The organism is Streptomyces sp. NPDC057271 (assembly GCF_042668715.1).
GTDB lineage: Bacteria > Actinomycetota > Actinomycetes > Streptomycetales > Streptomycetaceae > Streptomyces.
Map to the genome: position 1 here is coordinate 36,733 of NZ_JBHUYJ010000060.1, position 11,654 is coordinate 48,386.

The 11,654-nt window shown below is 72.2% G+C and carries 12 protein-coding genes; 3 read left to right on the forward strand and 9 right to left on the reverse strand.

Annotation, left to right across the window (positions count from 1 at the left end):
• Positions 1-161: 161 nt before the first annotated feature.
• Genes ACFUJR_RS24950 through ACFUJR_RS24960 form a run of 3 tightly spaced genes read right to left on the reverse strand, consistent with a single transcriptional unit; the run spans position 162 to position 2,822 of the window.
• On the reverse strand, positions 162-833 hold the full coding sequence (locus tag ACFUJR_RS24950; RefSeq protein ID WP_383173021.1) for a response regulator: 672 nt from the start codon (positions 831-833) through the stop codon (positions 162-164).
• Positions 830-2,056, reverse strand: coding sequence for a MacS family sensor histidine kinase (gene macS, locus ACFUJR_RS24955; protein ID WP_383173019.1), 1,227 nt, complete (start codon positions 2,054-2,056; stop codon positions 830-832). The genes ACFUJR_RS24950 and macS overlap by 4 nt, the downstream gene beginning before the upstream one ends.
• Before the next feature lie 34 nt (positions 2,057-2,090).
• Positions 2,091-2,822 carry a lysophospholipid acyltransferase family protein gene (locus ACFUJR_RS24960; protein ID WP_361433551.1) on the reverse strand — a complete coding sequence of 244 codons (732 nt, stop codon included), beginning with the start codon at positions 2,820-2,822 and terminating at the stop codon, positions 2,091-2,093.
• A 224-nt stretch (positions 2,823-3,046) separates the two neighbouring features.
• Here ACFUJR_RS24960 and ACFUJR_RS24965 point away from each other — a divergent pair, with 224 nt between their 5' ends.
• Positions 3,047-3,829: an alpha/beta hydrolase gene (locus tag ACFUJR_RS24965; RefSeq protein WP_383173018.1), complete on the forward strand. Its 783-nt coding sequence runs from the start codon at positions 3,047-3,049 to the stop codon at positions 3,827-3,829.
• Positions 3,822-4,511 carry a hypothetical protein gene (locus ACFUJR_RS24970; RefSeq protein ID WP_383173016.1) on the forward strand — a complete coding sequence of 230 codons (690 nt, stop codon included), beginning with the start codon at positions 3,822-3,824 and terminating at the stop codon, positions 4,509-4,511. Before ACFUJR_RS24965 ends, ACFUJR_RS24970 begins: the two co-directional genes overlap by 8 nt.
• 91 nt (positions 4,512-4,602) lie before the next feature.
• Here ACFUJR_RS24970 and ACFUJR_RS24975 read toward each other — a convergent pair whose 3' ends face one another.
• The 6 genes from ACFUJR_RS24975 to ACFUJR_RS25000 all read right to left on the reverse strand — a co-directional run bounded on the left by ACFUJR_RS24975 (position 4,603) and on the right by ACFUJR_RS25000 (position 9,548).
• A complete protein-coding gene (locus ACFUJR_RS24975) occupies positions 4,603-5,346 on the reverse strand; it encodes an endonuclease/exonuclease/phosphatase family protein (RefSeq protein ID WP_383173014.1) in 744 nt (247 codons plus the stop codon).
• Between the two features lie 73 nt (positions 5,347-5,419).
• Positions 5,420-6,361, reverse strand: a complete 942-nt coding sequence (locus ACFUJR_RS24980) for an ROK family glucokinase (protein WP_383180655.1) — start codon at positions 6,359-6,361, stop codon at positions 5,420-5,422.
• 66 nt (positions 6,362-6,427) lie between these two features.
• A complete protein-coding gene (locus ACFUJR_RS24985) occupies positions 6,428-6,871 on the reverse strand; it encodes a DUF5304 domain-containing protein (protein ID WP_383180658.1) in 444 nt (147 codons plus the stop codon).
• A 135-nt stretch (positions 6,872-7,006) separates the two neighbouring features.
• On the reverse strand, positions 7,007-8,122 hold the full coding sequence (locus tag ACFUJR_RS24990) for an ArsA-related P-loop ATPase (protein ID WP_383180661.1): 1,116 nt from the start codon (positions 8,120-8,122) through the stop codon (positions 7,007-7,009).
• Between the two features lie 124 nt (positions 8,123-8,246).
• Positions 8,247-8,690, reverse strand: coding sequence for an SRPBCC family protein (locus ACFUJR_RS24995; RefSeq protein ID WP_383180664.1), 444 nt, complete (start codon positions 8,688-8,690; stop codon positions 8,247-8,249).
• A gap of 90 nt (positions 8,691-8,780) precedes the next feature.
• The gene (locus ACFUJR_RS25000) at positions 8,781-9,548 is read right to left on the reverse strand and encodes a metallophosphoesterase (protein ID WP_383180667.1); all 768 of its coding nucleotides are present in this window, start codon (positions 9,546-9,548) and stop codon (positions 8,781-8,783) included.
• A 255-nt stretch (positions 9,549-9,803) separates the two neighbouring features.
• On the opposite strand from ACFUJR_RS25000, the gene ACFUJR_RS25005 reads away from it, so the two are divergent.
• Positions 9,804-11,600, forward strand: a complete 1,797-nt coding sequence (locus tag ACFUJR_RS25005; protein WP_383180670.1) for an AMP-dependent synthetase/ligase — start codon at positions 9,804-9,806, stop codon at positions 11,598-11,600.
• The last annotated feature ends 54 nt before the right edge of the window (positions 11,601-11,654 follow it).

Sequence of the window (11,654 nt, forward strand, 5' to 3'; positions counted from 1 at the left end):
GGACCTCTCCTTCGCCGTGCGGACGGGATGCGCGACCCACGCTAGTAGTGACCTGAGTCACTTCGGCACGGCACGGAGAGTGAATTGTCCTGCGCCGTACGGGCGTACGGCTCCGCACCCGGGCGCTCGGGCGCGGCGGCGACAGGGCCTCGGCGACGGCCTCAGGCGTCGTCGAGACCGCGCTCGATCGCGTACCGGACAAGCTCCACCCGGTTGTGCAGCTGGAGCTTGCCGAGCGTGTTCTGGACGTGGTTCTGCACGGTCCGGTGCGAGATCACCAGACGCTCGGCGATCTGCTTGTAGCTCAGGCCCTTGGCCACGAGCCGCAGGACCTCCGTCTCACGCTCGGTCAGTTCGGGCGCCCTCGGCTCGTCCGCGCCGGCGGCCGGAGCGGGCTCGGAGGCGAGCCTGCGGTACTCGCCGAGGACGAGACCCGCGAGTCCGGGGGTGAAGACGGGTTCGCCGGCCGCCGTACGGCGTACCGCGTCGATCAGCTCGGCCGTACTGGCCGACTTCAGCAGATAGCCCGTGGCGCCGGACTTGACCGCCTCCAGTACGTCGGCGTGCTCGCCGCTCGCGGAGAGCACCAGGACCCGCAGCGCGGGCATGGCGCCGACCAGCTCCTTGCAGACCTGGACCCCGGGCTTGGCGGGCAGGTTGAGGTCGAGGACGAGCACGTCCGGGCTCACCGCCCCGGCGCGCCGCACGGCCTGCTCGCCGTCGCCCGCGGTGGCCACCACGTCGAACCCGGCCTCGGCCAGGTCGCGGGCGACCGCGTCCCGCCACATCGGATGGTCGTCGACGACCATCACCTTGATCTGCTGCTCGCTCATCTCGTTCCCGCCTTCCCCCGTGTGTCCGTCGGGCGTGTGCCCCTCGGGACCTTCAGTTCCACTTCCGTGCCCTGGCCCGGTACCGAGATCAGCTCGGCCGTGCCGCCCAGGTCGCGCAGTCTGCCGCGGATGGAGAGCGCGACGCCCATCCGTCCCTCGCCCTCCGCCTGTGCGAGCCGTCCCTCCGGGATGCCGGGCCCGTCGTCCCGTACCGTGACGATCACCTCGTCCGGCCAGTCCTCGACCAGGATCCACGCCCGCGCGTCCTCGCCCGCGTGCACCCGGACGTTGTCCAGGGCGGCGCCGACGGCGGCGGCCAGCTCCCGGCCGGCGGCCGGCGGCAGCATGACCGGGGCGCCCGGGTCCGAGAGCGTGACCTTCGCCCCGGCGCGCGGGACGAGCAGGGCGCGCAGATCGACCGGGGCGTCGTCGTCCGGCTCCTCGACGACGCGGACCACCGCCCCTTCGGACTCGTCCTCCGAGACCAGCGACGGCCGGTTCAGCCCGCCGGCGACCAGGGTGCGCAGGGCGATCTCCTGCTCGCCCGCCATCCGGCCCAGCTCGGCGGCCTCGCCACCGAGCGCCGTACCGCGCCGCTGCACCATCGCCAGGACCTGGAGGACGCTGTCGTGGATGTCCCGGGCGAGGCGCTCCCGCTCCCGGGTCGCGGCCTCGATCTCCAGGGCGCGGGCAAGGGTGCGCTCGGAGGCGCGGGCGACCTCGACGACGTAACCGATGGCGATGGACGCCACCCACACCAGCAGGACGTTGTGGAGGGTGTCCCGGCTGGGGTGGGCACGCTCGATGATGTTGGCGACGGCAACCAGCGAGGAGGCGAAGCCGGCCCAGCGCCAGCCGCCCTTGATCGCATACGCGAGGACGGCCCCGGCGGTCCATATCGTCGGCAGGGTGGGCCCGTCGACCGACTGGGCGTGCTGGTCCGCGAGCGGGGTGAGCAGGATGCCGGTCAGCGCGACGGTGAGATCGGCGATCAGGAAGCGCTTGGTACAGCTGACCGCGTTCGCCACCTTGGGCAGGGTGGCCAGCGTCCAGACGCACATGACGGCGAGGAAGGCGACGGCCACCCAGGGCCGCTCGTAGCGGTCCCGGGCGAAGACGAAGATCAGAACGGCGTAGACCATCGTTCCGACGCGGTACGCGGTGAGCGCGCGCCACAACGGCTGCTCGACCGACATCCGCACGACACGCTCGCGCTTGGCCATCTCCCCCACCCCCCGGGCGCCCCTTCGACGAGGATCAGGCGCCGGACTCTTCCCGTGCCGCGATCTCGGCCTTGACGGCCTCCTTGGCGGCCTTCTCGGCCTCCGCGATCTGACGCTTGGCGGCGGTCGCGTAGATGTCGACGTACTCCTGGCCGGACAGCTTCATGATCTCGTACATGACCTCGTCGGTCACCGAGCGGAGGATGAAGCGGTCGCCCTCCATGCCGTGGTAGCGGCTGAAGTCGAGCGGCTTGCCGATCCGGATCCCCGGGCGCATCAGTTTGGGGACGACCTTGCCGGGCGGCTGGATCTTCTCGGTGTCGATCATGGCGACCGGGATGACCGGCGCTCCGGTGGCCAGCGCCACGCGCGCGAGGCCGCCGGGCTTGCCCCGGTAGAGCCGGCCGTCGGGCGAGCGGGTGCCCTCGGGGTAGATGCCGAAGAGCCCGCCCTTCTCGATGACCTCGATGCCGGCCTTGATCGCCGCCTCGCCCGCGCCGCGTGCGCCGGAGCGGTCCACGGGGAGCTGGCCGACACCCTTGAAGAAGGCGGCGGTGAGCTTGCCCTTCACTCCGGGCGAGGTGAAGTACTCGGCCTTGGCGATGAAGGTGACCTTGCGATCGAGGACGGCGGGCAGGAAGAAGGAGTCGGAGAAGGAGAGATGGTTGCTCGCGAGGATCGCCGGCCCCTCGGCGGGAATGTTCTCGAGGCCCTCCACCCACGGCCTGAAGGCGAGCTTCAGTGACCCTCCGATGGAGAACTTCATTGCGCCGTAGATCAACTCGAGTACCTTCCGTGTGCCGTCGGACAGACCTTATCCCGCCTTTTCCCGCCTGCCCGCGCGGGTGCGGCCGTGAGCGGGACACCTTCGTGGATACGGACCTGGTCGGTGTCGGCCCGGTCGCGTACCGTGAAGGCCTTCCCCTTTTGTCGTCGCTTCGTCGAAGCCTCGTCCTCCTCGAAGCCGAAACCCCCGAACAGGAGACCCCGGTGCCGGTCCTTCCTGGAGCCGAGCCGTACCGCCACGAGGGCGGCAAGGTCGGTGTCCTTCTCTGTCACGGATTCACCGGTTCCCCGCAGTCGATGCGCCCCTGGGCCGAGTACCTGGCCGAGCGCGGACTGACGGTGTCGGTGCCACTGCTGCCCGGTCACGGCACCCGGTGGGAGGACATGCAGCTCACCACCTGGCACGACTGGTACGCGGAGGTGGACCGGGAGCTGCGCGAGCTGCTGGCAAGCTGCGAGCAGGTCTTCGTCTTCGGCCTCTCCATGGGCGGGGCGCTGGCGCTGCGCCTCGCGGTCAAGCACGGGGACGCGGTGCGGGGTGTGGTCCTGGTGAACCCGGGCAACAAGGTGCACGGCGTGGCGGCGCACGCGCTGCCGGTCGTCCGCCACTTCGTCCGCTCGACGAACGGCATCGCGAGCGACATCGCCAAGGAGGGCGTGGCGGAGCTCGGATACGACCGGGTGCCGCTGCACGCGGCGTACTCCCTGCGCCGGTTCTTCCTGACGGTGGACGCGGAGCTTCCCCAGGTCACGCAGCCGGTGGTGATCCTGCACAGCCCGCAGGACCATGTGGTGCCGCCCGCCGACACGGCGCGGATCCTGAGCCGGATCTCCTCGACGGACGTGACGGAGATCCTGCTGGAACAGAGCTACCACGTGGCGACGTTGGACCATGACGCGGAGCGGATTTTCGAGGAGAGCCTGGCCTTCGTGGGTCGGCTCGCTCCGGACATGGCCGGCGAGAAGGGGAGCACGAGCGGTGGCTGAGCAGCAGGACGGGGAGCGCGGCGACCCGCAGCCCATCGACGAGGAGGCGGCCTGGGCCGCGATCGTCGCGGGGTACGGCGAGGAGCCGGCGGACCCTCCGGGGGCGAGGCCGTTCCGGTCGGTGGAGGATCTGGCGCTCCCGGAGCCGGTGGAGGGCCAGGACGAGGGTGACGCGGACGGCGAGGCGGACGCCGACGAGGACGACGACGACGAGGACGACGACGAGGACGAGGACGACGACGGGGACGGCGACACCGAAGGGCCGGCCAAGCCCGCGCTCGGCAGCTCGATCGTCTTCGCGCCCGGGGTGGGCGTGGCCGGCGGCGGTCCCCGCGACTACGAGCTAGCGGACCCGGACGCCGAGGCCGCCGCGGAGGGCGCCGGTGAGGGCGGCAGGAAGGCGGGGAAGAGGGGCGACGACGACGGCGAGGGGCACTTCGTCCCGCCGGAGCCGCCGCCGCTGCCGGAGGCGGACGCGACGACGAAGTTCGCGTGGCTGGGAGTCGTCGGCGGCCCGGTCCTCATGCTCCTCGCCGTGCTGCTCCGGTGGGACATGACGTGGTGGCTCACCACGGTGTGCGTGGGCGGCTTCCTGGGCGGCTTCGCGACGCTGGTCGCCCGGATGCGGCACGACGACGAGGACGACGGCTTCGACGACCCGGGCCGCGGCGCGGTGGTGTGACGGCGCGCACCCTCGCGTACGGCCCCCGCCTCGGTCCGGCGGGGGCCTTCACGTCGCCGGTCCCGTTCCGCGGACGCCTGCCCGGCGGGGGTCAGGAGGCCGGGATCCGTACGGCGGCCAGGACCGGGAGGTGGTCCGTGGCCGCCCGCAGGTCCGCCGGATCGAGGTCCTGCGGTACGCCGCAGCCCAGGAACTCCACCCCCGGCGTGGCCAGGATCGCGTCGATGCGCTGATGCGGGTCGACGGGCGTCGACGTGTACTCGCCGCCCCAGGGGCTGACCGCCCAGCCGTCCTGGAGTTCCTTCGCGAGCCGGGTGAAACTCCGGCCGCCGGGGCGCTCGTTGAGGTCTCCGGCCACGATCGCGTGCGGGGCGTCCATGGCGGCCACCCGGTCCAGGAGCATCCCGGCCTGGGCGTACCGTTCCTCGCCCCGCAGGCTCAGATGGCAGCTGATCAGGCCGACCCGGGCGCCCGCGAACCGTACGACGGCGGTGGCGAAGCCGCGCCGGTGCAGGCCGGGGGTGAGCGGCAGCAGCACGTCCTCCGTGCGCTCCACGGTCGCCCGCAGCGAGCACATCAGCAGCGGCCCGGCGGCCGTCGCGCCACCGCTGAGCATGACGAGTTCGCTCTTGGCGGCGAGCCGGGCGGCGTGCTTGCGCCAGCGGAAGAACCGCGGTGCCTCCTGGACGAAGACGAGGTCGGGCGCGCAGGCCCGGATGACCCGGGCGAGGGCCTCCTCGTCGTCCCGCATCGAGCGGACGTTGTAGGAGAGGACCCGGAGGACAGCCGAACCGTCCGCCTCGGTACGGGAGTTGGGCAACGGGGTGATCGCCATGCCGAGCAACATACGACACCCGCCCGCCGGTCCCCAGAGGACGCGGCGGGCGGGTGTCGGTGTGCTGGGAAAGCTAGCCCTGGCGGGCCAGGTCGGCCGCGCCGACCAGGCCGGCCTTGCCGCCGAGCTGGGCGGCGAGGACCTGGGCGTGCGGGCGCCACTGGCCGCCGATCAGCCAGCGCCGGAAGGACTTGCGGATCGGGTCGAGGACCAGCTCGCCCTCGTCGGAGACGCCGCCGCCGACGATGAAGGCGGACGGGTCGAAGAGCGAGGCGAGGTCGGCGAGGCCGGCGCCGGCCCAGCGGGCCAGCTCACGGAAGGAGTCCACGGCCACCGGGTCGCCGGCGCGGGCGGCCTGACTGATGTGCTTCCCCTCGATGCCCCCGGAGGTGCCGTCGCCGAGGCCGAGGAGGATCTGGGCGCGCTCGGGGGTGGCGTTGGCCCGCTGCTTGGCGTACCGGACGAGCGCGCGCCCGGAGGCGTACTGCTCCCAGCAGCCCTGGCTGCCGCAGCCGCAGAGCAGACCGTCCGGGACGACCCGGATGTGGCCGAACTCCGCCGCCACGCCGAAGCGTCCGCGGCGCAGCTTGTTGCCGATGATGATGCCGCCGCCGAGGCCGGTGCCCAGCGTGATGCAGATGACGTCCTCGTGACCCTTGCCCGCGCCGAACTTGTACTCGCCCCAGGCGGCCGCGTTCGCGTCGTTCTCGACGACGACCGGCAGACCGACCCGCTGCTCGACCTTGTCCTTCAGCGGCTCGTGCCGCCAGTCGATGTTCGGCGCGAAGAGGACGGTGGCGCGCTTGTCGTCGACGTAGCCCGCGGCACCGATGCCCACAGCCTCGATCTGGTGGCCCTTGCCGGCCTCGGAGACAGCGGCGCAGATCGCGTCGACGATGCCTTCGGGGGTCGGCGGGGTGGGCACCTTGTGCGTGTCGAGGATGTTGCCCTCCTCGTCGACCACGCCGGCCGCGATCTTCGTGCCGCCGATGTCGACGCCGATGGTGAGTCCCATGTGTCCCTCAGTTTTCGGTCGAGCCCCGCTAAGGCCAACCGTACCCGAGGGGGCCGACCGTCCTGATCAGTCCAGGTCGATGTGCTGCCCGGTTCCGGGCCCCTCGTCGTCTCTCTTCGCGTCCTCGGGCCGCTCGGCCGGGGCTTCCCTGCGGGGGTCGTCCGGCTCCTCGCGCGTCCAGCGCGTCTCGTGGTTCTCGACCGCCGAGCGGTACGCGGCGAGCAGCTCGTTGCCGGCCGCGGCGAGGTGGTCGAAGACCTGCGGGTTGCGCTCGATGATCGGCTCGACGGCGGCCTTCGCCTGGTTGACGAACTGCTGCACCGTTCCCTGTGCGGCCATGCCCATCAGCGGGCTGCGCAGTGTGGAGACCTTCTCGGCGACAGCCTCGAAGAGCTTGCGGAACTCCTCGGTGGCCGAGCCGGGCTCCTGGCCGGCCGCGGCGCGGCGGCGGGCCTTCTCGGCCTCCAGGTCCTCGGCGCACGCCTTGGCCCAGGCATCCGAATCGCTCATGGCGTACTCCTTACGGCTTATACCGTCGACGGTACACGGCGTCGGGGGTCTCGGGGGCCACTGCGTCCTGAGCGCCACGGCCGCCACGGCCGCCACGGTGTCCTGAGCGCCACGGCCGCCACGGCCGCCACGGCGCTACGGCCGCTTCGGCCAGAGACCGGCGTCCGGGGTGAACCTGATCCGGAGGTCGCCGTCGACCAGCCCGGCGCCGGCGACCGTGCAGCGGCGGAGGGCGGACGGCAGCGGGACGTGGCGGCGGAACGGCCCGACGGCGAGGAGGAGTTCGTCGCCCCGGCGGACGAGGGACAGCTCCTCCTTGACGGCGCCGGGCAGCGGGATGCGCCAGACCAGGATGCCGTCCTCGGCACGGCGGTCCTCGACGGCCCACTCGGGTGCCGCGGCGGGCTTGGCGTCGACCGCGAGCAGGGCGAGGTCCTCGGGGCCGCGAGGGTCCCGGCCGAGGTGCGGGAGCGCGTGGACGACTCCGTCGTGTCCGGTACGGAGCCGGGCCAGGTGCTCGTGCTGCTGGGCGGTCAGCGCGGCGAACCAGGGGTCGGCCGACTCGTCGGGGAGCAGCTTGTTGGCGACGACGGCGTCGAGGGTGAGGCCGTGGAGCGCGAGCCCGAGGCGGGCGGTGCGCAGGGTGTCGGCGGCGGCGGGCCCCGGCTCGACGACGAGGCGGACGCCGGTGGTGGGGGCGTCGACGACGGCCTGGACGGCGGCGAGCTCGGCCTCCCAGCGGGCGGTCGTCTCGTAGAGCCACTGCGCGGGCATGGGGACGCCGGCGAGCTGGGCCAGCATGGGGCGCAGGGCGCGGGCGGCCTGCCGTTCGGGCGGCAGGAGGCGGCGGAGGTAGCGGCGCAGCTGCTCGGGCAGGGCGAGGAGGGCGAGGGCGTCCGGGAGCGGGGGCAGGTCGACGACGACGAGGTCCCGGTCCTGGGCGGCGGCGTCGCGCAGGGCGCGGAGGAGGGCGAAGGAGGCGCTGCCGGGGAGCTCGGTGAGCTCGGCGTCCTCGAAGGGCGTGGCGCCGAGGAGGTCGAGGGCGGTGGTGGAGCGCTCCTGGAGGGCGAGGAACTCGCGCCGGAAGTCGGCGGCGGGGGTGGGACGGAGGACGTCCACCCCGATCCCGTCGTCGACGTCTCCCGAGACGAGCAGAACGCGACGCCCGGCGTGCACCTCGGCGAGCGCGGCCGCGGTGGCGACGGTGGTCCGCCCGGCGCCGCCGGCCCCGGTGACAAGCAAGATCCCCATACGGCGGAACGTTACCGGTACGAACCGGCCCCGGTTGCGGGCAGTCGTTCCGCCGGGGCCGGGGCCCGGCCCCGGCGGGAGGACTGCCCACGACGGGCGAGGGCGCGCCCCGCCGCGGGAGGGGTTACGCGCCCGATTCGACTCGCTTCTTCAGGCCCGCCAGCGCCCGGTCGATGATGACCTTCTCCGCCTTGCGCTTGATCATCCCCAGCATCGGGATCTTCACGTCCACCGTCAGCTGGTACGTCACCTCGGTCCGCGTTCCGCCGCCCGCCGGCGCCAGCCGGTAGGAGCCGTCGAGCGCGCGGAGCATCTGGGACCTGACCAGCGTCCAGGAGACCTCGTCGTCGCCGGTCCAGGTGTAGGCCAGGGTGTGGTCGTCCTTGATCGCGCCCGCGTCGAGCAGCAGCCGGACCTTCTCCGCGCGGCCGGCCGCGTCCTTCTCCAGGACCTCGGCCTCCTTCACCTCGCCCGTCCACTCGGGGTAGCGCGCGAAGTCGGCGATGACGCTCATGACGTCAGCCGGCGCCGCCTCGATGGTGATGCTCGAGCTGGTGTGTTCGGCCATCGTGGTGGCTCCTCCACTGTGCGGTCCGGCGGAAGTCGTAAGGGCACGAACGTGCCGACCGAAGGCTATCGCGCCGTCACCGAACGCCCGTCACCACTCCAGCGTCCACGGCCTGCCCGTCGCCGCGAAGTGGCCGACGTTCACGCATTCCGTGCTCCCGACCCGCATCCGCCGCACCAGTGGCTGGTGGACGTGGCCGAAGAGCGCGTACCGCGGCCGGGTGCGCCGGATCGCGTCCAGCAGCGCCCGGCTGCCGCGCTCGAAGCGCCGCGGCACCGTGTCGTACGTCAGCTCCGGCACGTCCGGCGGGATGTGGCTGCACAGCACGTCGACCTCGCCGAGTGCCTCGACCTTCGCCGCGTACTCCTCGTCGGAGATCTCGTACGGCGTCCGCATCGCCGTCCGCAGTCCGCCGCCGACGAAGCCGAAGACCAGTCCGTCGAGCTCGACCCGCTCACCGTCCAGGACCGTCGTTCCGGGGCGGGCGTACTCGCGCCACAGCCCGGGGATGTCGACGTTGCCGTAGGTCGCGTACGTCGGGGTCGGGAAGGAGGCGAAGAGCTCTTCGTACTGGTGGCGCACCGCGGACTCGATCGCGGTGTCGCGGTCGACGGCGAGCTCGGACCACAGGCGTCGTCCCAGGTCACGCGCCTCGTCGAAGCGCCGGGCGGTGCGCAGCTCGACGATTCTGTCGGCGTTCTCGACGCCGAAGAGGTCCGGGAAGATGCCCCGGCTGTGGTCGGCGTAGTCGAGGAAGAGCACCAGGTCACCGAGACAGACCAGGGCGTCCGCGCCCTGCCCCGCCTTGGCGAGGGCCCCGCTGTTCCCGTGTACGTCGCTGACCACGTTGATCCTCATGCGGTCAGCGTAGGGCGCCGGACCTGCGGTTACTTCCGAGTCGTCAAAGCTGTGGACTACTGTGCGCGAAGCATCGCCACAGCTGTGTGACGCATGGAACATCTGGTCAGGACCCCCTATCGGGAACCCAGTACTGATGGGTAACGTCCGGGCAGTCCAGTTGTGCTCACCCCACTGAGCACCTGCCCGATCTTGGACCGCACCGGTGCATTCACACAGAGCCGTGGCGCCGGCGCCCGATGAGGAGCAGCAGTCTTGCGCGAGTTCAGCCTTCCGGCCCTGTACGAGGTCCCCTCGGACGGCAACCTGACGGATCTCATCCGCCGCAACGCCACTCAGCACCCAGACACCGCCGTGATGGGACGCAAGGTGGCCGGCGTCTGGACGGACGTCACCGCCAAGCAGTTCCTCGCCGAGGTCCGCGGGGCCGCGAAGGGCCTGATCGCCGCCGGCGTCGAGCCGGGCGACCGCGTGGCCCTGCTGTCCAGAACGCGCTACGAGTGGGTGCTCCTCGACTTCGCGATCTGGAGCGCGGGCGCGGTGACCGTGCCGGTGTACGAGACCAGCTCGCCGGAGCAGATCCAGTGGATCCTCGGCGACTCGGGCGCCTCGCTCGCCCTCGTCGAATCGGCGGCCCACCAGGAGTCGGTGGAGTCGGTACGGGCGAACCTGCCGGCCCTCAAGGGCCTCTGGCAGATCGAGGAGGACGCCGTAGCGCGGCTCACGGCGACCGGCGCGGACATCTCCGACGAACTCCTCGACCAGCGGATGTCGACCGCGCACGCCGACGATCCGGCGACGATCGTCTACACCTCGGGCACCACGGGCCGCCCCAAGGGCTGTGTGCTGACGCACCGGGCGTTCTTCGCCGAGTGCGGCAACGTGGTGGAGCGCCTGAAGCCGCTCTTCCGCACCGGCGAGTGCTCGGTCCTGCTGTTCCTGCCGGCCGCGCACGTCTTCGGGCGCCTTGTCGAGGTCGCGTCGGTGATGGCGCCGATCAAGCTGGGCTGCGTTCCGGACATCAAGAACCTCACGGACGAGCTGGCGTCCTTCCGGCCGACGCTGATCCTCGGTGTGCCGCGTGTCTTCGAGAAGGTCTACAACTCGGCGCGGGCGAAGGCCCAGGCCGACGGCAAGGGCAAGATCTTCGACAAGGCGGCGCACACGGCGATCGCGTACAGCCGGGCGATCGGCACGCCCCAGGGCCCGTCCCTCGGCCTGCGGCTCAAGCACAAGGTCTTCGACAAGCTGGTCTTCTCCAAGCTGCGGGCGGTGCTCGGCGGGCGCGGCGAGTACGCGATCTCGGGCGGCGCGCCGCTGGGCGAGCGGCTCGGCCACTTCTTCCGCGGGATCGGCTTCACGGTCCTGGAGGGCTACGGCCTGACGGAGTCGTGCGCGGCGACCGCGTTCAACCCGTGGGACCGGCAGAAGATCGGCACGGTCGGGCAGCCGCTGCCGGGTTCGGTGGTGCGGATCGCCGACGACGGCGAGGTGCTGCTGCACGGCGAGCACATCTTCTCGGGCTACTGGCAGAACGAGACGGCGACGGCCGAGGCGCTCGCGGACGGCTGGTTCCACACGGGCGACATCGGCACCCTCGACGAGGACGGCTACCTCGCGATCACCGGCCGGAAGAAGGAGATCCTGGTGACGGCGGGCGGCAAGAACGTCGCCCCGGCGGTCATCGAGGACCGGATCCGGGCGCACGCGCTGGTCGCGGAGTGCATGGTGGTCGGCGACGGGCGCCCGTTCGTGGGCGCGCTCGTCACCCTGGACGAGGAGTTCCTGGGCCGCTGGGCGGCCGAGCACGGCAAGCCCGCGGACGCGACGGCCGCGTCGCTGCGTGACGACGCCGACCTGCTCGCCGAGGTCCAGCGGGCGGTGGACGACGGCAACGCGGCGGTGTCCAAGGCCGAGTCGGTCCGGAAGTTCCGCGTCCTGCCGTCCCAGTTCACGGAGGAGGCGGGCCACATCACGCCGTCGCTGAAGCTGAAGCGGAACGTGGTGGCGAAGGACTTCGCGGACGAGATCGAGGCGATCTACCGCGCGTAGCGCGGAACCCGGGACGTGGAGGGGGGCGACCCCCCCCCCCCCGGGTAGGGGGCC